This is a genomic window from Psychrobacter aquimaris, from assembly GCF_016107525.1.
Classification (GTDB): Bacteria; Pseudomonadota; Gammaproteobacteria; order Pseudomonadales; family Moraxellaceae; genus Psychrobacter; species Psychrobacter aquimaris.
The window spans coordinates 115594-137880 of the sequence record NZ_JABASR010000003.1 but is presented as its reverse complement, the minus strand read 5'-3'; the positions used below and the strand labels follow the sequence as shown (position 1 = coordinate 137880).

Genomic DNA, 22287 nt, shown 5'->3' with positions numbered 1-22287 from the left:
TTATCTCCATTTATATTTGAAATTTATCGAGTTTTCTCAATCTCGTCATTAGTATAACTAAGCCGTATCAGCAGATATTCATCAAATGCGCAACAATCGGTTAATAAATGTAAGTATCGTATGGGTTTAAAAAGTAAAGTAACTTAGTCACGACTTATAATTACAGAGCTAGCATGGTGAAAGGTTTATTAGAAATAGGAGGGATAATTTGAAAAAATGAATAAGCCTTATACAAAAACGCCGCCCATCATTACGATGAGCGGCTCTTTAATCTATAGGAATGGCTTAATCAATGTTCAATTAATTATGCAATGCTTTGCTTGAGGTTTTATCGACCGTTACTTTTGCAGGTTTAAGCGGCGTTGGCATACTGACCAAAGCAACTTTTAATATCTCATCAATCGTCGCAACTGGCTGAATGGTTAAGCCTGCTTTAACGTTATCAGGGATATCGGCCAAATCACGCTCGTTGGTCGCTGGGATCAAGACGTGCTTGATACCGCCACGATGAGCCGCAAGTAGCTTCTCTTTAAGACCACCGATACGCAGGATTTTACCGCGTAAGGTAATCTCACCTGTCATGGCGATATCTGGACGAATCGCGATACCAGTCAATGCAGATACAAGCGCTGTGGTCAATGCACCACCAGCAGATGGACCATCTTTCGGGGTCGCGCCTTCTGGCATGTGTACATGGACGTCCGTGGTTTTAAAGGTTTCGTAATCGATACCTAAGCTATCACCGCGAGCACGTACCACACTCATCGCCGCACGAATCGACTCTTTCATCACATCGCCGAGTGAACCTGTAAAGCTAAGCTCACCTTTACCTTTCATCGCCACCGCTTCGATGGTCAATAACTCACCACCGACCTGTGTCCATGCAAGACCAGTAATACGACCAATCTCAGGCTCTTCTTCCGCCAGACCGTAGTCATACTGATGTACACCTAGATAGTCATCGATGTTTTTGTCATCGACCACGATTAGCTGACGCTCTGCTTTTTTCGGAGCACGCGCGCCATGTGTTTCAACCGAACCGCGAACCACTTTACGGCAGATTTTATTGACTTCACGCTCAAGGTTACGCACACCAGCTTCCCGTGTATAACTACGCACGATACTATGTAGCGCCGCTTCGACAATCTCAATTTCACCTTCTTTGAGACCGTTATTTTTAATGGCTTTTGGTACTAAGTATTTCTGCGCGATGTTGACCTTTTCTTCTTCGGTATAACCCGGTAGACGAATGACTTCCATACGGTCAAGCAGCGCAGGTGGAATATCCATGCTGTTAGCAGTACAGATAAACATCACTTGCGACAGATCTAAGTCCATGTCTAAATAATGGTCGTTAAAGGTATCGTTCTGTGATGGATCCAGTACTTCAAGCAATGCTGATGCTGGATCACCGCGGAAGTCTTGCGCCATCTTATCGACTTCATCCAATAAGAATAGCGGGTTTTTAACTTCAACTTTGGCCAGTGATTGGACAATTTTACCCGGCATCGCACCGATATAAGTACGGCGATGACCACGAATCTCTGCTTCATCACGCACGCCGCCAAGTGCCATACGCACAAACTTACGACCCGTTGCACGCGCAATCGATTCACCTAATGAAGTTTTACCAACACCCGGAGGACCGACTAAACAAAGAATCGGACCACGGAGTTTTTTCACTCGTGATTGTACGGCGAGATACTCTAAGATGCGGTCTTTTACATCTTGTAAGCCATAATGATCTTCGTCTAACACCGTTTTAGCTTTGTCTAAATTGATCGAGACTTTGGTCGTCGCATTCCACGGCGTGTCCAAAATCCATTCAATATAGTTGCGCACGACTGAAGATTCACTTGAGGCTGGCGGCATCATTTTGAGCTTTTTCAGCTCTTGATCCGCTTTTTTGCGCACATCTTCAGGCAAGTCAGCATCTTCTAAACGCTGCTCTAGCTCAGCCACATCATCTTCGCCATCAAATGCGCCGTCATTCATATCTGACAGCTCATTTTTAATGGCTTTCATCTTCTCATTTAAGAAGTATTCGCGCTGATTGTCTTCCATTTGCTGACGGACAGCTTCTTGGATATCTTGCTCGATGTTTTGTTCAGCGCTCTGCTTCACCAAATATTCGGTTAAGGTATTGATATGGGTTTTGAGGTCGTCATTTTCTAAGAATGATTGCTTAATATCTAAATCCATCGACACACGGGTCGAGATGAAATAAACTAGTTCAAGCAAATCATCAATGCGCTTCGCCACACGAGTCAGCTCACGAGCATTACGCAGACGCGCATCCGCATAGCTTTCAAACAATGTGGTTAATGCTTGAATCGTGTTTTTCTGTTGGCTCTCATCCATACTGACATCGAGATCAGCACGCTCAAATCTCGCCATCAATAAGTCATCATGATTTTCTATGTTATCGACACGCGCACGATATTGACCTTCGATCAATACTTTGATGCAGTTTTCATCACTATCATGCGGCATGGTGCTGACAATGCGGCACACGGTGCCATATTGATACAAGTTATCTTGATCGATATCTTCGGTCAGCGAGTCTTTTTGTGCCACGACCAATACTTTATTGCCGTACTCAGCCTGTGCCAATTCAACGGCTTTTACCGATGGCTCACGACCGACGAACAAAGCAATCTGCATGTGCGGATAAACGACAACATCGCGCAATGCTAGTAGTGGTAAATAGTTTTCTGTACCGTCACCTTTTATACTATCGTCTTTCGCGTCATCGTCTTCAACAGTGCTGTCCTTGTCATCACCATCTTCAACGCGATCAGCTGTTACAGCTACATCATCTGTCGTATTGTCAAGCGTGCTGTCTCGCTCTTGATCATCAGCAACAGTAGATGAAACGTCGACATCGATGTCGATATTGTCTTGGGCAATTTTATGTTCACTCATATATTCTTCCTCGTTCACCAGACTTGTAAAGTCAAGTTCGTGGTTCATGTTTAGATAAATGGTGCTCACCGATAAAATTGCAAGGCTTTTTGGCAAAGTCACACGCTTATCTGTGCAAAATAGTTATATCTATCCAAAGACCACGAGTCATGTGGTTATCCGTAATTTGACATAATACGTGATATTCAATGTATACAGAGCATAGGTAAAGAGTGCGTAGCTAATACCTATTGGGTTCTGTACGTAGGATTTATGTGCAAAATAAGGTAAACTGACGCGCGTCTTAAACGGTGGTTTAAGCATCAAGCGGTTTAGAGGCAAGGGTAATATCCGTCGTTCATAAGATATTAATAAGTCTTAATCAGGCTATAGCAGACAGAATAAGAGGCAATATATGACCATCAATGCGGTACTGCTGGCAGTCGTCATCATGCTAGGGCTGTCTTTGGCGCGTGTACACGTGGTACTCAGCTTGTTAATCGGGGCGCTGGCAGGCGGACTCATCGCTGGTTTGGGTATGACTGATACTTTGAACGCCTTTCAAGAAGGTATCCGTAATGGCGCACAAATTGCGCTGTCATATGCGCTGCTTGGGGCTTTTGCGGTGGCGATTGCGCATTCAGGATTGCCACAGTCACTGGCAGGGGCGGTGATCAAACGCATTGATGCGGGTGGTACGAGTGGAATGATTAAATACATGCTGTTTGCAGGCTTAATCACCATGAGCTGCTTTAGCCAAAACTTAATCCCTATTCATATTGCTTTTATTCCATTGCTAGTACCGCCATTATTGCTCGCTTTCAATCGCATGCACATCGATAGACGTTTAATTGCTTGTCTACTGACTTTTGGTCTTGTGACCACTTACATGTTTATTCCGTATGGCTTTGGCGATATTTATCTCAATCAAATCATGCTGAAAAACGTCGGTGAAGCAGGCATTGATATCAGTAACATCTCAGTCACCAAAGCCATGGCAATTCCGGCTTTGGGTATGTTTGTAGGCTTGCTCGTCGCCGTATTTATCAGTTACCGTAAACCGCGCCAGTATCAGCAGCTAGCAATTGATAAAGCTGCGCATGATGAAGTATTAGAGGGTGATGCGTTAAGCAAAACCGCGGCTAGTGCGCAAACACAAAGCAAGATGAAAACATTGGTGGCGCTTGCCGCGATTGTGACGGCATTTGTGGTGCAGATGTATACCGATTCACTTTTGCTTGGCTCGATGTTTGGCTTTGGCGTCTTTATGGCAACGGGTGTCGTTAAATGGAGTGAAGCTGATACGGTCTTTAATGACGGTATCAAGCTGATGGCGATGATTGGCTTTATTATGATTACGGCGCAGGGTTTTGCCGAAGTCATGAAAGCGACAGAGCAGATTCAGCCCTTGGTTGATGGTGCCGCATCATTATTCGCAGGTAATAAAGCGATAGCCGCATTTATTATGCTATTAATTGGTTTAATTGTGACGATGGGTATTGGCTCGTCTTTCTCGACCATTCCTATTTTGGCCGCGATTTATGTACCGTTATGTATCTCTTTAGGGTTTTCGCCATTGGCAACCGTTGCCATCATCGGTACGGCTGGCGCGCTTGGCGATGCGGGTTCGCCTGCGTCAGACTCGACGTTGGGGCCAACGTCTGGTCTAAACATTGATGGACAGCATGACCATATCAAAGATAGCGTGGTGCCGACCTTCTTGCATTACAACATTCCACTACTGGTCTTTGGTTGGATAGCGGCGATGGTGCTTTAGTTAATGTTATAAATGGTTAAGTTTGATATAAAAGGCGGGTATAGCAACTATCATAAATAGTAACTATGCTCGCCTTTTTAATTTTTATTCATTGCTCAAACTGTCTATATTTTGAATACTATTCATCAAAATCTTTAATCTCACCATTTAAACTACTCAAAAATGCATCACTTTGCGCGAGCAACTCATTTAAGCGTTTTTCATTGATTAACTTTGTCATTTCCTCAGCGCTAAAGGGCTGTTCTTGACTGTAGTAACGTAACTCTCTAGCGTCCTCGTTACCTAACGTTTGCAAATACTCTTCCACATTGTCAGCGCTAGATTCTTTTTTATCAGATTTTTTATCATTATCTCTCATCAAAACCACCTTATGCCACTTGGCGTAATCAAGCCATCTAATGGCACATCCCACGGCTGACGCTCTAGTTGCTCGACCACTTGGAAATCATAGCACCAGCCTATCTTTAATGGCTTTTTCGCCCCTGACTGATAGCTTTTGCCAAGTGTCGTATCATAAAATCCACCACCCATGCCCATACGGTTGCCGTGTTTATCCACCGCCACTAGTGGACAGATAATGACGTCCAGTTCGCGCGCCCAAAGCAATCTACGATGGTGATTTTGTTTCATGCCCAGACTGTGAATCCGCGTCGGTATATTGAGCAGCTTTGATTGATAAACGGGCACAAAGCGCAGGCGTTTATCATCATTTCCCAATGAACCAACCACAGGCAAATACGGAAAATAGCCTAAGCGTTGACACCAAGTTAGCAGTGGCTGGGTAGGTAATTCACCAAAGCCATCGTAGTACAGTCCAATACGTGCGTTTTTTGGTAGCCGCTGCTGTAGCTTAGATAGGTGCAGGCTTGCGGACTGAGCATATTGCCTGCGTGTGCCATCACTTAATTGGCGGCGCTGGCGGGTAAATAGCCGTCTGGGCGGATTACTCACTGTAGATATCTGAGACTCAGAATTTTTTAACTCAGGATGCATAGATATACTATCCAATAATGTATTAAATTGATGATGGCTGTTGTTTTTAGAGAGCAGCAATGGCGATTTGTGAATATTCAACACGCCTTAGTCATGCTATCATAACGCCACTTTACAGCGTATTTTCCTTTATGTGCAGCGTGTGTTGCACTTTTTTCGAAGCAGCTATACAACAAACCATCAAAGAGGGTAGTTATGTCGACACAGAATCAGGCAACTCGTACCGAAAAAGATACTATGGGCAACGTGGAAGTCCCAGCTGACGCTTATTGGGGTGCGCAAACTCAGCGTAGCCGTGAGAACTTCAAAATCGGTGGTGAGACTTTGCCTCGTCCAATGATTGAAGCAATGGCACTGGTCAAAAAAGCCGCTGCAATCACCAATGCAAGCCTAGAGCGTATCGAAGGTGACAAGCGCGACTTAATCGTTCAAGCCGCTGACGAAATCATCAATGGTGGTCTAACGGATCAGTTCCCATTGGTCGTATGGCAGACGGGTTCTGGTACGCAGTCAAACATGAACATGAACGAAGTGCTTGCCAACCGTGCTAACGAAATCGCTGGTTCTGAGCGCGGCAGCTACACGCCAATTCACCCAAATGACCATGTGAACCATGCTCAATCTACCAACGACAGCTTCCCAACGGCGATTCGTGTTGCCGCTGCTCGTGAGATCAATGGTTTATTGATTCCAGCCGTAAAAGCACTACGCGATACGTTAGCTGCAAAAGCGAAAGAGTTCGATAGTATCGTAAAAATCGGTCGTACGCATTTACAAGACGCCACACCTTTGACTTTGGGTCAAGAGTTTAGCGGCTATGTTAGCCAACTTGACCATTCATTGACTCGTATCGACAACGCGCTACAAGGTCTATATGAATTGCCACTAGGCGGCACCGCGGTTGGTACTGGTCTAAACGCCCATCCTGACTACGCAGTAAAATCAGCTGAGCAGCTGTCAACCTTGACTGGCTTGCCGTTTGTTACGTCACCAAACAAATTTGAAGCACTAGCGGCTCGTGATGCAGAAGTATTTGCGTCAGGCGCCCTAAAAACGCTAGCCGCTAGCTTAAACAAAATCGCGAACGACGTCCGTTGGTTGGCTTCAGGTCCTCGTTGTGGTCTTGGCGAGTTGACGATTCCTGAAAATGAGCCAGGCTCTTCTATCATGCCGGGCAAAGTAAACCCAACTCAGTCAGAAGCAATGACCATGGTTGTGGCGCAAGTCATGGGTAACGACACAACTATCAGTATGGCTGGTGCATCAGGTAACTTTGAGCTAAACGTATATAAGCCAGTTATCGCGTTTAACTTATTGCAGTCTATCAAACTGCTTGGCGATGCTTGCAACAGCTTCAACGAAAACTGTGCGGTTGGTATCGAGCCAGTAAAAGACAAAATCGATGACTTCTTGCACAACTCATTGATGCTAGTGACGTCATTGAACCGTCATGTTGGCTATGAAAATGCCGCAAAAATCGCTAAGACGGCTTATAAAGAAAACAAAACCTTGAAGCAAGTGGCGGTTGAGTTAGAATTGTTAACTGAAGAGCAGTTCGATGAGTGGGTCATTCCTGCTGATATGGTTCATCCTAAGTAAGCGATCTAATGCTTTCTTCGAATAGTAAAAAGACCTTGCCGAATGGTAAGGTCTTTTTTTTGCTGTAGCTTAAGTTAAATAGTTATGATGTACAAAAATTATGGATTATATAATCTCTATTATATTGAATCCAATTAGATTAATTAAATATATATATATTGCATCAAAATAGAATCTAATGTATATTTTAGTTACTTTCAGTAAGAGACAAATTATTATGTCAGACATAAAGAGCATGATTCGCGCTTCGAAAAAAGCGAAAAGTGATTTAGTGGCAACCACAGTGAGAATTCCAAAAGAACTCCAACTAGTGATTGAAGATCTTGCAGAATATTTATCAGTTTCAAAGCAAGAAGTCATGCTTAAACTAATTGAAGAAGGAGTCAGGGTTGCGGAGGAAGCGATTACAGAAGGTGAAATTACCGATGAAACTCCAACAGACTTCTATGTTTTAAATACTAATAAAAAACATGATTTGAACGATCATAGAGAGATGTTGAGTGAAGGTGTAGCAGCAGCTTTTTACGATCCATGGAAGTTTAATATTAATAAAATAAAGAAAAATGATACAGTGTTTTTATATGAAAATGGCGTAGGCATCGTAGCCTATGGAAAAGGCTCAGGCGAAACTCTTAAGAAAGACCATTACGGCGATAAAGATGCATGTCATTATCAGAATTTAGTAGACTTCGTTGTACTAGAAACACCATTACCAGCATCTAAAATTAAAAACATGCTAGATCGTAACATTGTTTTTCTTCGTACAATGTCTGGCATGTCTGATGGTCAAAAAATCTTAGATGAAATAGCTGTCTAAGATACTTATTGAGTGTGTCATTAATCAACATGAAACTATTGGTGACCTAGTATTTTAATTGCTTATAGTCAGCCTATAGGTTGTGGGTCATAAGCTCCACACAACCTACGGATTATTAACTTCAGATTTTTAACCAAAAACCAAGGATGAATTATGTTTGTAGATGAAGATCATAGAATACACGATGTGTACCAAATTACCAGAGAGCAGAAAGACAATATAAAAGCTTTCTTGCAAGGCGGAGTTTATTGTTGGTGTAAGAATAGAAAAGATGAATGGTTTTCGTTAAGAGATTTGATGGGTGGTGATAACTTTCATTGGCAAGGAACGCCTTTGATTGAGCTATATGAAAAGCATAAAAATAAAGAAGATTCTGTAAAATCAGCGGGTAAAGATGCTGGCTGGTTGTTAAAAGCTGTTATTTCTGAAGACGAAAGAAGGTTTGAAACGAAAACAGAGTCGCTTATAAGAAAGTATCGTTGGATTGATGGCAATATCTAAGAGTAGGAAAAGTAATCATATACGACAAGTTATTAAGTTAAGATTGAATTATTATCTAGCGTGTTTAATACTTTTGATATGAAAAAGACCTTACCGCGTGATGTGGTAAGGTCTTTTTCATATCAAAAATCTAAGCTCAATTAAAACTTATAAAGCAAACCAAGCGTCGAGGTTGACTCAGTACGTGAATCGACCATTGGGCTATCGTATTGCTCATTTGGTACATAACTCACGCTTTGATTGGCAAACAATGCCCAGCGCTCATTGAAATCATAGTTGGCACTGATATTGACATACGGGTTCAAGCTCGAATTGGATTTATAAGCGGCAACGCCTGTCTCCGCCGACTCTTTTTCACTGACGCCATAATAGTATTCATTATAGTCAGCATCGTTGTATTCGAAGCCAATGCTTGGATAGACCGTTAGCTTATCCTTAGTAATTCTAGCAAGATACGTCAAGCGAGCTGTGTTACCACCGCTACGGTCAAGCACGTCAGTACCTATCTGAGCGCGAAAGCCGCCGATAGGGGTGCGGCGTTGATAGCTCAAACCAGCTTCTGCTGATGGCTTACGTTCATCAAGACCTTGAAGTGCGCCATTGGCATCATCAGGATCAAACTCGCTGCCTGCAAGCTTGGCATAGGCAGACAACTGATTGACCCCATCATTGATCGCGTAGACACCCGCTTGAGCGCCGCGCACATAGACTCTATTGTTGTCATAAAACGCGCCTGGCAACACACGTACATCGAGGCTGTCTTCCATATCGTAGGCTGAGTTGACGGCTATGACGTTGACACCCACGCTTAATACGGCGTCTTGGTCAGTAGGTAAATTGTCCTTAAAAAGTGCAGCATTGGACATACTGGTGACGCTAAATAGCGCAGTAGCCGTTAATGCGCTAAGCATGGCGCGCGTAGGAATATGAGGTAGCGCTACAGGTTTAAACATAATAGTGTCTCGTGAATGGATGAAATAGTTGGGGCAATCGTATCGCAAGAAGCGAGTAGGGAAAACCAAGCCAATAAGTTGTTATCATGAACTGTTTAGCAATGATAAATAACTATGAAGGTTTACTCAATGGTTTTTAATACTTGTAGTATTTGATCATGAATATCTTGCCACCACCAGACAAAGCCAATACTAATCAGCAGCATCACTAGCCATGGTAGTAATTGCCAAATAAGGATAGATTTAGTCGGTGTTTTTTGTTCACTAAGGTGGCTGTGATTAGCATGAGTATTTACGTGTGAGTTTACAGCAGAGTCGGGGTGGAAACTGCTGTTATTGTCAAAACCGACATCATTATTAAAGTGCTCATTATTAGCAGAAGAATCAGTATCGCTGCTTGCTGGAAAATTGATATAAGTCGTCTGATAGCGGTCTTTATAAGTAGCTGGGTTAGGCGTATTTTGTAGCGCTATTTTCATACGCTGACGGTAGGCGACTGCGAACGCCAGTGCAATCACTAAGCCAGTCACCGCGCCGCCGATATGCCCCGCATTATCGATACCCGGTACGGCGAAACCATAAACAAGATTGATGCCCATGATAAATATCAAGCTTTTAAGATTGAGTACCATCCCATTGACCGATATTTTAAACAGCGCTGCTATTAATAATGCCGCGCCGATACCCATGATGCCACCTGACGCCCCAGCCGATAGACCCGGTTGACCAGTTCCTTCTAAAATACTGTGCCACGTGACATAGTTATTCAGTAAGTTGCCCCCGATCGCCGCCAGTAAAAACAATGCCAAAAACTTGGCTGAGCCAAACATCGGCTCGGCAATCTGCCCAAAGAAATACATGGCAAATCCATTAAACAATAAATGCATCAAGCCAATGTGTAAAAAGGCACTGCTGACCAAGCGCCACGGCTCATCACCCATGGTAAACGGCAATGCATTGGCACCCCATTTTAAGAGTGCCTCAGTCGATGGGTTATTGGCATCGACGCCTGTCAGTACCTGCATGATGAATAACCCAATAAAGCTGATTAATAGCAAAGTAGTGACAGGGGCTGTTTTTAATAATTGTTGAATGGTCATAAAGGTGAGATATCATTAGAATATTATAAATAGAGTATAAAGGGTATGGTCAAATAATGTCATACATCTGCATGACATTATGATTTAAGGAGTAGTGCTCTTAATAGTGGATAGTTTTAACGACATCTTTAACGATTGGCAACTTTGAGGTTTTCGTAAGTCCCTTTTACCAAAATATCAGTGGTAACGTTATTGATATCGGTATGACCACAAAAGGCCATGGATATGTCACATTCTTTATGGATGATTTCTAGCGCACGGCGTACGCCATCTTCGCCATAAGCGCCCAATCCATACAGAAAGGAGCGACCAATCATCGTGCCTTTCGCGCCAAGCGCAATGGCTTTTAGCACATCCTGACCGGAGCGAATGCCGCTGTCTAACCACACCTCGATATCACTATTTTCAGCATGCACTGCTTGTACGATGTCGGATAGCGCCGAGATGGAAGAGAGGGCACCATCTAATTGACGACCACCGTGGTTTGAGACGACCAGCGCATCGGCACCGCTACGAGCAGCCATAATGGCGTCTTCAGGTTCCATGATACCTTTAATAATTAATTTGCCGCCCCACATATCTTTGATACGTGCCACGTCATCCCAGCTCAAGCGTGGATCAAATTGCTCTTCCGTCCAAGCGGTCAGTGAGGACAAGTCCTCGACCCCTTTTGCATGACCGACGATATTACCAAACGTGCGTCTCTTGGTGCCGAGCATATTTAGGCACCATTGGGGTTTGGTCATCAAGTTGACGATATTGGCAAGTGTAGGTCTAGGCGGTGCAGACAAGCCGTTTTTGATGTCCTTATGGCGCTGTCCCAGCACTTGTAAATCCGCGGTAAGGATCAATGCCGAACAATTGGCCTCTTTCGCCCGCTGAATCAAATTGGCCACATAGTCATGATCGCGCATCACATATAGCTGAAACCAAAAGGGCTTGCTGGTATGGGTGGCGATATCTTCGATAGAGCAGATACTCATGGTTGATAACGAAAACGGCACGCCGAATTTTTCTGCTGCCCGCGCAGCATGAATCTCGCCGTCCGCCCACATCATGCCGGTAAAGCCAGTGGGCGCGATGGCGACGGGCATTTTTACCTCTTCACCAATCATCTGGGTTGCTAGACTGCGATTGTCCATATCTACCAATACGCGCTGGCGTAATTTGATACGGTCAAAGTCGGTTTCATTGCTACGATAAGTTGTCTCAGTCCATGAGCCTGAATCGACATAATCATAAAACATACGCGGTACTTTACGTTCGGCGACGCGGCGCAGGTCTTCAATTTCAGTAATTTTGCTCAAATTTTTCATGAGGTCTTCCCTGATGCTTATTTGGTAACCGTTCATTAATTATGATGTTGTTGTCATCAATGTTCTGTCGTTGGTTATTGAAGGATACTATCTTAACCGTGAAATAAAATTGACGCTATCACAATTAAGATAATAGCGTCAATTTGAGTCATTATTGTGGATTCATAGGGCTAAACTAGTTCACTAGTATAGCTAGCTCATGCTAAGTAACGGCTTTTTTACTCGTTATTGCCATAATTCCAAAAAATGCGATTGGCCAAATAATAGCCAAAATCCACCACCACATATGACCGAAAATAATACCCATACCGATTAGCCCTGCCTGAATAACATAGTATGTCATTGCTACTAAGGTTTTGCGAATAACATAGCCTTCTTTATCCATCAGACCAACCACCGCGCAAGCAGCAACGACGTTATGCACCGCAATCATATTACCAGCTGCACCGCCGACCGCTTGTAGTGCTACTACTTGTGCAGCAAGGTTGGTATCAAAGCCAATTTGACTGGCGGTTGACCACTGAAAGTAAGAGAACATCATATTACTGACGGTATTTGAGCCTGCAATGAACGCTCCCATCGCGCCAATCCAAGGAGACACGAGTGGCCATGCGTTTTGAAAGGCCTCTGCGGCACTTTCAGCCAGTAAGATGGGCATAGCAGGTAGCGAATTCGCGACTTCAGCAGCTGACCCAGAGTTGATGAACACTTGTACCATAGGTACCGAAAACAGTAGGGCTGGGGCAGCGGCTACCATGGTTGTTGCAGAACTACTCCAACTACGTTTGACAGCTTGTCCATTCATTTTGAACAACAAGATACAGGTTAAGGAAGCAATAATTAGAATAGTACCTGGAGAGTAGGCAAGTTGTACTTTACTTGAAATAGTTGTACCAAAAAGATTGGTAAATTCTATAGTGGTCAAATCTCCAGTCAAGAATGCTTTAAGCGGTGCAATGACTCGAGTGATGATTAATAGGCCAATAACGATGAGATAAGGAGAAAATGCCCGAACTAGAGAAAATCTTGGTGCAATGGAATCATCAAACTTTTCTTCAGGTAATGAGCCAAGCCAGTCTTTATCCCATTTAGCACGTGGTGCAAAATCGAAAATCTCTTTAGGCATTAAAAAGCCGCGCTTTGCTGCAGGAAGCACAATCATGAGACCAATAAAACCGCCAACCAAGGATGGGAATTCAGGACCTAGATATTTAGCGACTAAAAAATAAGGAACGGTAAAGCTGAGACCGGCAAATATCGCAAAAGGCCATACTTTTAGCCCTTCAACGAAGGAACGATTTTTCCCGAAGAATCGGGTCAAAAACCCACTCAAAAGTAACGGAATTAAAAAACCCACCAGCGCATGTATCAGACCGATGTTACCTGCAATTTGTAATAGATAGTTTTCAGTTGAGAGCGGCGCAATCGCTTGCGTTATGTCTTCCTTATCATTGATGCCGGTCCAAACGCCCAGTAATACTGGGGTACCAACGGCACCAAATGATACGGGCGTCGACTGAATAATTAACACAGCCATGACCGAGGCCATCGCTGGGAAACCTAAAGCGAGCAACAACGGCGCACCGATAGCAGAAGGCGTACCAAATCCTGATGAGCCTTCTACCATCGAGCAGAATAACCAGGCCACAATGATGACTTGAATGCGTCTATCGGGTGATATATCCATAAAGCCTTTACGGATAGCGACAATAGCACCGCCTTCCTTTAAAGTATTGAGCAATAAAATAGCCGCAAATACAATAAATAAAAGCGTGAGTGCGACGATGATACCGTTTACGGTAGCGGCTGCGACTTGGGCGCCACTGGCTTGCCAAACGAACAATGCTAATAGCGCAGTTACTAAATATGCAACGCCCATAGAAATCTTGGCAGGAAGCCGCAACATTACAAGCAAAACTAGGACTACTAGAATAGGCGCTAAGGCCAAAAAAGTGTACATAATGAACCATCCTTGGTATATGTAGTTGAAGTCATCTTTGAAATATCATTAAAGGATACTTCTCTTTTCTTTATCAGTATTAAGCCAAAAGAAGCCCGTAGTTTTCTTGGTAATGCGGGCGTCATCCAAATGGCGGTAAAGAACCTATTTTAGAAATTAGCTGATGCCTTGTATCTTTTGTTAAAGTAGCTAAGAGTTGATTATGATTGTCATTTATAATCGAATAAACTCATCATAGTTGGTTTTATTGTGGATCTAACAATTCGATCCAGTGCTTGACTGGAACGGACGCATGACTGCCTAGATGTAATTGGCATCCGACGTTGGCCGTCACAATCTGATCTGGGTTATCGATGGTCAGGTCGATAATTTTATTTGTGAGTAGTTGCTGGCTCAGCTGAGGTTGAAGGAGCGAGTAAGTGCCAGCGGAACCGCAGCATAAATGTCCGTTTTGGGTTTTAGAGAGCTCAACCCCAGCGCGTTGTAATATTTGCTCAACGTAACCGCCTAACTGTTGAGCATGTTGTAGCGAGCATGGGCAGTGGACAGCGGTCTTGCGACTCGTCTGTTTTACTACCAAATTCTCCAAATCCTCTTTGATTAAAATCTCGCTTAGGTCTCGGGTCAGCGCACTGATGCTCTTGGCTTTAGCCGCATAAGCATCGTCATGTTTGAGTTTTTCGCCGTACTCTTTAACCATCGAGCCGCAGCCTGAGGCACTGATGACAATGGCTTCAGCCCCAGCGTCGATATATGGCCACCACGCATCGATATTGCGCCGCATGAACGCAAGCCCTTCTTCATGAGATGGTAGGTGATAGCTCACAGCGCCGCAACATCCAGCATCTGGCGCAGCGATTAAACTGATGCCTAGTTTATCAAGTACTCGGGCGGCGGCATTGTTGGTGTTGGGGGTGGCATAAGGTTGGGCGCAGCCCTCTAGCACCAGCATTTGACGCGAGTGTTGCTGTGAGGGTCGCGGACGGGTGAGTTGCTTAACAGGAACTTGGGCTTTTAAGTCGTGTGGCAAAAAGGAGCGAAACAGTTGCCCGAGTCGTAAAAGAAACCCAAATCGGTACGGATAGGGTAGTATCTTTCTGATAAGCCAACGTTTGAGTCTTTGATCGGCAGGTCGCGATATCTGTTCTTCCATAATATCGCGGCCGATTTCAGCCAAGCGGCCATATTTAACCCCAGAAGGGCAAGTGGTCTCGCAGCTACGACAAGTCAAACAGCGGTCTAAATGAAGTTGGGATTTTTCGCTGACATCACCAGTTTCAAGCATTTGTTTTAATAAGTAAATACGACCGCGAGGGCCGTCACGCTCATCGCCAAGCTCTTGATACGTGGGACATGTGGCATTACAGAATCCACAGTGAACGCAAGTGCGCAAAATATCGTCGGCTTCTTGAATATCTGGATGATCCAAATATTTTACATTGATTTGAGTTCGCATTATGACTTCCTTGTCATCGAGCCAATTTACATCCAGCTATATAAACGATTGGGATTGAAAACCCCATTTGGATCAAAGGCGTGTTTGAGGCGCTGATGGAGCTTTTGGAGCGCCTCAGACTGAGTATGAAAGACTTCCTGACTCCTGTCACCACCGCGATAAAGGCTAACCTGACCGCCTGCGGCCTCAGCGAGTGCTTCTAATTTGTCCGCGGTAAAGTCGCCACGAAGCCAGCGCTGTGCGCCGCCCCAGTCAATCAGCCAGTCCCCATCTGGTAGCATGTGCGCGGCGCTACTTTTTACCGAAAACCGCCACAATGAGGACGCGTCTAAGAAATAATCCAATTGCTGCTCACGAAGCGTGGACCAAAACGCATCTGCATCTTCTAATGCCGCGCCTTGCCACTGTTTGACGGTACTATCTACAGCACTTCGTGCGCCTGCCAAGCGCAAATACAAATGATTGTCAAACCAACAAGCCCCCGTCAAAGGTTTGGATTGTCCTGAGAGACGGTTCATAGTCTCAATTGCCGTTGCAGCATCCATCTCTTGCTTGATAGTAACAGTGGCGGCAGGTTTAGGCATGACTTTTAGACTGACTTCAGTAATAATACCCAAAGTGCCCATAGCACCTGCTTGCATCCGTGAGACATCATAACCAGCGACGTTTTTCATCACCTGACCGCCAAAGCGCAGCTCTTCTGCGAGGCCATTAATGAGACGAATGCCTAAAATATGGTCTCTTATTGAGCCGCTCCAAGGTCTTGCTGGGCCTGATAAATGGCACGCCATTGTGCCGCCCAAGGTTGCTTGCCCATTAAATGTCGGTGGCTCAAATGCTAAGCACTGATTGTGTTCGGCCAAGGCGTTGTTAATTTCATTAATTGGGGTTCCAGCACGGGCAGTCAGCACCAATTCGATCGGCTCATAACTGAGAATGCCTCTGTGTTCACTAAGACTAATGGGTTCGCCTATTGGCTCACGTCCCATAAACTGCTTGCTGCCCCCGCCCATGATCTGTAGTGCTGTGCCGTCATGGCTGGCTTGTCTTACCCGCGCAATCAGCTCTTGACTGATGTCTGTCATGCCAGATCTCCTTGCTGTGGTTGAGAATCATGGCTGTGTTGCGGTCTGTCAAGGGTACGGTACTCTTGACAGCGCTTGAGCACGGGAATACCTTTACCCGGATTTAACGTACCAATTGGGTCAAAGGCGTGCTTGATTGCATGAAATTGTGTCAGCTCTTGATCATTAAACTGAATCGTCATTTGGCGGATTTTTTCGATCCCAACCCCATGCTCACCAGTTATGCAGCCGCCCACTTTGACGCAAAGCTCTAAAATACGGCTGCCAAACTCTTCAGTGCGCTCAAGCTCTCCTGGGACATTGGCATCGAATAAGATAAGCGGGTGCAAATTGCCGTCCCCAGCATGAAATACGTTGGCAACGCGCAGACCATATTGATCTGAAAGTTTTTGCATTTCTGTTAGGACGTGGGCAAGTTGGCTACGCGGAATGGTGCCATCCATGCAGTAGTAGTCAGGGGATATTCGTCCGACAGCGGGGAACGCCGATTTTCGACCTTTCCACAATAAGGCGCGCTCCACCTCACTTTGCGAGACACGTGTTGTGGTTGCGCCAAGCTCGATAAACAGCTGCTCAACCTCTGCAATCTGTTCTTGAACTTCCGCCTCACTACCATCTAACTCACACAGCAGCAAAGCTTGGGCGTCAATTGGGTAGCCTGCATGAGCAAACGCTTCGGCGGCTATAATGGCGGGGCTGTCCATCATCTCAAGTCCGGCTGGAATAATACCTTTGGCAATCACGCCACCAACCGCGTCCCCTGCGGTCTGAACGTTATCAAAAGCGGCCATAATGACCTGAGCCTTTTCAGGGTTAGGTAGCAGCTTGACCGTCACTTCAGTAATCACCCCAAGTAGACCCTCAGAGCCGGTAATCAGAGCCATCAAATCAAAGCCATTGCTATCAAGACCTTCACTACCAATAGTAATGAGATCTCCTTCGACTGTGACCATTTCAACTTTTAATAAGTTATGAGTAGTAAGACCATATTTGAGACAATGGACGCCGCCTGAGTTTTCGGCGACGTTGCCACCGATGGAGCACGCAATCTGTGAAGAAGGGTCTGGACCATAGTACAAGCCGTATTGACTTGCCGCTTCACTAATAGCAAGGTTGCGGACACCTGGCTGCAAACGCGCGCTACGGGCAAGCGGATCAATATCAAGGATATGTTTAAATCGCGACAACACTAATAAGATGCCATCAGGATTGGGCATCGCGCCTGCACACAAACCCGTACCGGCACCACGTGCCACTACAGGGATTTGATAGCGATAACAGATTCGCATCACCTCGCAAACCTGCTCAACGGTTTTTGGGAGCACCGTAATGAATGGCATATCGCAATACACCGATAAGCCATCACACTCAAAAGGCTTTTGAGTCTCCTCATCATTGATCACATATTGAGGCTCAATAAAATCGCGAAACAACTCTACTAGAGTAGCTTTGTCAGGTCTTAAGCTCTGATTCATGGTGGCATTCCTTTGCTCACTAAATTGTCGACACTCACTGCATTATTATACAGACGACCTTAAGCTTATAATAAAAAGGGAAAGATTAGCTATCAATATATTGGCTAAAACCGAATAAAGTGATGGGTAATGTTTTGAATTAGAAGGAATAAAGCTTGTTCACGGCTGTGTTGAATAAGCGAGCAGCGTTGGCAGGGTTACAATAAACGCTGTAAATCCATGACTGAAAATGGATAGTTTAATCGTTTTGATGGTGTCAAAATCACAGGAATAGTGGTGGCAAATTCCATCATCAGTGCTTCGTCGAAATTAGCGATATCGACCTGTTTATAAGCAATCGGCTGTACGGCTTGAAACTGAGTCAGCAATTGCGCTGCGATGTCACATAAATGACAGCCAGACGTCCCAAGTAGCCACCATTTATCGCTATTTTCAGCATCCCCTAGATTGGGATTTGCGGCAACCATACGTTCCCGTAACACTTTTATATTATCATCATCGTACATATTTATTCTCTTGTCTTAATACGTGTCGCAAAGTGATGGTTTTTAAGGCTTCGACTAGCAGTATGAATACTGCCTGACCTTTTTCACTTAAACTCTATGACATGATAAAGAAGTAGGGTAAATAATGACAGCGATTGTGAGATTAGGTAAGATGACATGCTGTTTTTAATTACTGACTCTTCACCTCATCTTATCTTATTACCTTTTCACTCACTTGGATATCGCGCATGACAAGTTTTGGCAAATTTTTCAAACGTCTATTGATGGCAATCATGCTGTTGGTCGTCGCATTTCATGTGTTAGTCGCTGGGCTACTATTAATTTGGAAAACGCAGCCGATTAATAACAGCATGTTTATGCTGACTCATCGTTTGACCGGCGGTACTGTCACCCAGACTTGGGCTGAATATGATGCCATCGCAAAATCTGCCAAACAAGCCGCGATAGTGAGTGAGGATTCGACGTTTAGTCAGCACAATGGATTTGATATTAAAGGTATCAAAGCGGCACAAAAGAAAAATGAAGAGACGGGTAAGATGTCAGCTGGTGGCTCGACGATTACCCAGCAGCTAGCAAAAAACTTATTTTTGACCTCGCATCGCTCGTATGTTCGTAAAATTGAGGAAGCGATTATCACTGTCATGATTGAAACATTATGGGACAAGCAACGTATCTTGACCGCTTACCTCAATGTGGCAGAGTTTGGCAATGGTATTTATGGCATCGAAGCGGCAGCTCAACACTATTTTGATAAGTCTGCGGCCAAGCTGAATCGTGATGAATCAGCCTTACTTATTGCTATGTTGACCAATCCAAAATATTACGAAGACAATCAGGGTGATAGACGCTTACGCAATAAGCAACGTATTATCAAAAAGCGCATGAACAATGCGGTGTTGCCACAGTCGGCTTAATGGATTGCACCTACCAATTTGTAAAAAATAGAGCCATGTTTTTGAGTGGTAGTGTCAAGTGATAGTTTCGAATAGTAGTAATGGGTGAAGAAAGAAGCGTGATACATTTTTTAGTGGACAAGCGACTATAAAAGACAATTGGTATTGAAGATGATGGCGTATCGATAAGGCAAAGGAGTAGTGACGTGACGGATGTGAATAATAAGCAGGACACTGATATCAATAATACGGTGATAGCAGTTGATAATAAAAGCCATACAGAGAGTAGCAATGACAATTTAACTCAGGTTGCATGGCAACGTTCAGAAGACGGCAGCTATTCACCCAGCAGTTATATCAATCGCGACTTGTCTTTATTGCAGTTTCATTTGCGTGTCTTAGCGCAGGCGGCAAGCCCTCGTCATCCGCTACTTGAGCGCTTATTTTTCTTGATTATCTTTTCATCAAATATCGATGAATTTTTTGAGATCCGTGTCGCAGGCATTATGCAAAAGCTCAATATTGGTGATGTCTCGACCAGTGCTCATGGTATGCGTCCCAGTGAAGTGCTCAATGAGATATCTACAATAACGCACGATGCCATCGCTGAGCAGTATCGTATTCTCAATGAAGATATCTTGCCAGCACTGGCGCTTGAGGATATCCGTTATCTAAAACGCGATGAGCTAAATGCTGAGCAGTCGGCATGGATGAAGCGCTACTTCACTGAGCAAGTATCGCCAGTGTTGACACCGATTAGCATCGATCCGGCGCATCCGTTTCCGCGTTTGGTCAATAAGAGCTTAAACTTTATCGCTACTTTAGAAGGTAAAGATGCCTTTGGTCGTGATATCAATTTAGCGATTGTGCCCGCACCGCGCAGTTTGCCGCGCGTGATTCGTCTGCCTGATGAGCTAACAGGTGGCAAAGAACATCACGTCATGCTCTCAGCTATTATTCATGAGCATATCGGTGAGCTATTCCCTGGGATGAATGTGACAGGCTGCCATCAGTTTAGACTGACGCGCAATGCGGATTTAGATTTGGCTGATGATGTTGAGGATATTGCCAAGGCTCTGGAGGGCGAGCTAGAAAACCGCCGCTTCGGTGATAAGGTGCGTCTTGAAGTCACCACCGACTGTCCAACGCCTATCAGTGACTATTTGCTCAATGAGTTTGAGCTGCACGACAATCAGTTGTACCGCGTCAATGGTCCTGTCAACTTAACGCGTTTATTATTCGATTTTAATATTCCAGCACTGCGTTATCAGCCTTTTACCCATGTGGTGCCAAAAGAGTTCCGCCGCGAGATGGATAAGCTGGACAAAGCGACCAGTATGTTTGCCGCCATGCGTAAAAGTGATGTGCTGGTGCACCATCCTTTTCATGCATTTTCACCAATTATCAATCTGCTTTGGCAAGCGGCGAGCGATCCAAAAGTGTTAGCGATTAAGCAGACATTGTACCGCTCAGGCACCAATTCGGAAATCGTTAAAGCATTGGCTGCTGCTGCTCGTAATGGTAAAGAAGTCACGGCCGTTATCGAGCTGCGTGCGCGTTTCGATGAAGCCTCTAATATCGCCGTCGCCAATTATTTGCAAGAAGCGGGTGCGGTCGTTGTTTACGGGATTGTTGGCTATAAAACCCACGCCAAGCTGATGCTCATTGTGCGCCGTGAGGATGATAGAATCCGCCGCTATGTGCATTTAGGTACGGGTAACTATCATGCTGCCAATGCCAAAGTTTATACTGACTATGGTTTATTTAGCGCAGATCCTGATATCTCAGAGGATGTACATAATATATTTCAAGAGCTGACGGGGATGGGTAAGCCTGCCAATCTCAAAAAGCTACTGCATGCACCTTTTACCTTGCATGAGAAGTTGATGCGCTTTATCGATGATGAGATTGCTCATGCAAAAGCAGGCAAGCGCGCCCACATTATCGTTAAGGTTAATGCCTTAACCGAACGTCGATTGATTGGCAAGTTATACGATGCCTCGCAAGCAGGCGTCAAAATAGAACTCATTTTACGCTCTATGTGTTGTTTGCGTCCGCAAGTAAAAGGTCTGTCAGAAAACATTACCGTACGCTCTGTTATCGGGCGTTTTTTAGAGCATACGCGCGTTTATTATTTCTATAATAATGGCGACGAACGCTTGTATTGTGGTAGTGCAGACTGGATGGATCGTAATTTATTCCATCGTGTCGAAGTGGCATTTCCAATCGAAGATAAAAAACTGTTTGAACAGGTATATCAAGACGGTTTACTTAATTACCTGAAAGACAATACCCAAGCGTGGAAACTTAATGGTGATGGTGTTTGGCAACAGCTACAACCAGCTGCAGGTGAAACGCCGCATATCGCCCAAGAGTATTTATTAAAAGTGATTAACGGCGTTGGAGCATCAGTCTAGCTCAATATTTTAACGACGTTTTTATAGCGGTAAAGGCGTCTGCATGATCCATAAAACCCAAGCGTAGATGACTCTCTACGCTTGGGTTTTTATTTGGGCAAACGTTCTGCATAAGTTACAAACTGTCTTGTAACCTCACATTTATTCACATATTGATACGGCAGCACACTGGTGCAGCCCTTTATCTCATCCCTATAATCAAGGTCAGCCCCAATGCTATTGGCCAACTGATTTGATCGTTTAATAAAAAGACAGCATTCTAGTAATTTAAGCACAATTGATAGCTTTACTATAAAGAGTAGAAACTGTCTAAATCAACGAATTATAAAAATAGGAAGCAATCATGAGCAATACCAATAATGACACATCAGATATCAAAAAAGCTGCTGAACACGCAGATAGTCAAAAAATTGCGCAAAACCTTCAAGATAATAAAGCAGTCGATGCGCCTGAAGTATTAAGTAAAGACGAGCAGACCTCTTTTATTGAAAATGATTTGCGTACAGATAAATAGCATGCCACATAAATGCTTGAA

18 protein-coding genes are annotated in these 22287 nt (G+C 44.4%); 7 read left to right on the top strand and 11 right to left on the bottom strand.

Annotated elements, in window-relative coordinates; genetic code table 11:
- Positions 1-300 precede the first annotated feature (300 nt).
- Positions 301-2733 carry an endopeptidase La gene (gene lon / locus JFC10_RS03875; RefSeq protein ID WP_198331863.1) on the bottom strand — a complete coding sequence of 811 codons (2433 nt, stop codon included), beginning with the start codon at positions 2731-2733 and terminating at the stop codon, positions 301-303.
- A 586-nt stretch (positions 2734-3319) separates the two neighbouring features.
- Here lon and JFC10_RS03870 point away from each other — a divergent pair.
- Positions 3320-4681, top strand: a complete 1362-nt coding sequence (locus JFC10_RS03870) for a Na+/H+ antiporter family protein (RefSeq protein WP_193011719.1) — start codon at positions 3320-3322, stop codon at positions 4679-4681.
- 118 nt (positions 4682-4799) lie between these two features.
- Here the strand turns inward: JFC10_RS03870 and JFC10_RS03865 are convergent, their stop codons facing one another.
- The gene (locus JFC10_RS03865; protein WP_198331748.1) at positions 4800-5039 is read right to left on the bottom strand and encodes a hypothetical protein; all 240 of its coding nucleotides are present in this window, start codon (positions 5037-5039) and stop codon (positions 4800-4802) included.
- Positions 5039-5758: a 5-formyltetrahydrofolate cyclo-ligase gene (locus tag JFC10_RS03860; RefSeq protein WP_227685917.1), complete on the bottom strand. Its 720-nt coding sequence runs from the start codon at positions 5756-5758 to the stop codon at positions 5039-5041. The genes JFC10_RS03865 and JFC10_RS03860 overlap by 1 nt, the downstream gene beginning before the upstream one ends.
- Before the next feature lie 111 nt (positions 5759-5869).
- On the opposite strand from JFC10_RS03860, the gene fumC reads away from it, so the two are divergent.
- The 3 genes from fumC to JFC10_RS03845 all read left to right on the top strand — a co-directional run bounded on the left by fumC (position 5870) and on the right by JFC10_RS03845 (position 8591).
- Complete coding sequence (gene fumC, locus JFC10_RS03855) at positions 5870-7273, top strand: class II fumarate hydratase (protein ID WP_198331747.1); 1404 nt, start codon at positions 5870-5872, stop codon at positions 7271-7273.
- Positions 7274-7490: 217 nt separating this feature from the next.
- Positions 7491-8090, top strand: a complete 600-nt coding sequence (locus JFC10_RS03850) for a hypothetical protein (RefSeq protein ID WP_198331746.1) — start codon at positions 7491-7493, stop codon at positions 8088-8090.
- A 153-nt stretch (positions 8091-8243) separates the two neighbouring features.
- Positions 8244-8591, top strand: a complete 348-nt coding sequence (locus JFC10_RS03845) for a hypothetical protein (RefSeq protein WP_198331745.1) — start codon at positions 8244-8246, stop codon at positions 8589-8591.
- Positions 8592-8731: 140 nt separating this feature from the next.
- On the opposite strand, the gene JFC10_RS03840 is transcribed toward JFC10_RS03845, so the two are convergent.
- The 8 genes from JFC10_RS03840 to JFC10_RS03805 form a co-directional block, all read right to left on the bottom strand.
- A complete protein-coding gene (locus tag JFC10_RS03840) occupies positions 8732-9544 on the bottom strand; it encodes a MipA/OmpV family protein (RefSeq protein ID WP_193011714.1) in 813 nt (270 codons plus the stop codon).
- 122 nt (positions 9545-9666) lie between these two features.
- Complete coding sequence (locus JFC10_RS03835; RefSeq protein WP_198331744.1) at positions 9667-10644, bottom strand: rhomboid family intramembrane serine protease; 978 nt, start codon at positions 10642-10644, stop codon at positions 9667-9669.
- 128 nt (positions 10645-10772) lie between these two features.
- The gene (locus JFC10_RS03830; RefSeq protein ID WP_198331743.1) at positions 10773-11960 is read right to left on the bottom strand and encodes an alpha-hydroxy acid oxidase; all 1188 of its coding nucleotides are present in this window, start codon (positions 11958-11960) and stop codon (positions 10773-10775) included.
- Between the two features lie 202 nt (positions 11961-12162).
- The gene (locus JFC10_RS03825; RefSeq protein WP_198331742.1) at positions 12163-13920 is read right to left on the bottom strand and encodes an L-lactate permease; all 1758 of its coding nucleotides are present in this window, start codon (positions 13918-13920) and stop codon (positions 12163-12165) included.
- 244 nt (positions 13921-14164) lie between these two features.
- Entirely contained in the window at positions 14165-15376 is a 1212-nt protein-coding gene (glcF, locus tag JFC10_RS03820; protein WP_198331741.1) for a glycolate oxidase subunit GlcF, read from the bottom strand.
- A 26-nt stretch (positions 15377-15402) separates the two neighbouring features.
- Positions 15403-16461, bottom strand: a complete 1059-nt coding sequence (gene glcE, locus JFC10_RS03815; RefSeq protein WP_198331740.1) for a glycolate oxidase subunit GlcE — start codon at positions 16459-16461, stop codon at positions 15403-15405.
- Positions 16458-17936 carry an FAD-linked oxidase C-terminal domain-containing protein gene (locus JFC10_RS03810; protein WP_198331739.1) on the bottom strand — a complete coding sequence of 493 codons (1479 nt, stop codon included), beginning with the start codon at positions 17934-17936 and terminating at the stop codon, positions 16458-16460. Before JFC10_RS03810 ends, glcE begins: the two co-directional genes overlap by 4 nt.
- Before the next feature lie 197 nt (positions 17937-18133).
- Positions 18134-18442, bottom strand: coding sequence for a glutaredoxin family protein (locus JFC10_RS03805; protein ID WP_198331738.1), 309 nt, complete (start codon positions 18440-18442; stop codon positions 18134-18136).
- Positions 18443-18669: 227 nt separating this feature from the next.
- Here JFC10_RS03805 and mtgA point away from each other — a divergent pair, with 227 nt between their 5' ends.
- From mtgA to JFC10_RS03790, 3 genes are all read left to right on the top strand, one after another.
- Positions 18670-19356, top strand: a complete 687-nt coding sequence (mtgA, locus tag JFC10_RS03800; protein ID WP_198331737.1) for a monofunctional biosynthetic peptidoglycan transglycosylase — start codon at positions 18670-18672, stop codon at positions 19354-19356.
- A 185-nt stretch (positions 19357-19541) separates the two neighbouring features.
- Positions 19542-21752: a polyphosphate kinase 1 gene (ppk1, locus tag JFC10_RS03795; protein ID WP_406947319.1), complete on the top strand. Its 2211-nt coding sequence runs from the start codon at positions 19542-19544 to the stop codon at positions 21750-21752.
- A gap of 343 nt (positions 21753-22095) precedes the next feature.
- Complete coding sequence (locus JFC10_RS03790) at positions 22096-22266, top strand: hypothetical protein (protein WP_198331736.1); 171 nt, start codon at positions 22096-22098, stop codon at positions 22264-22266.
- Positions 22267-22287: the final 21 nt, after the last annotated feature.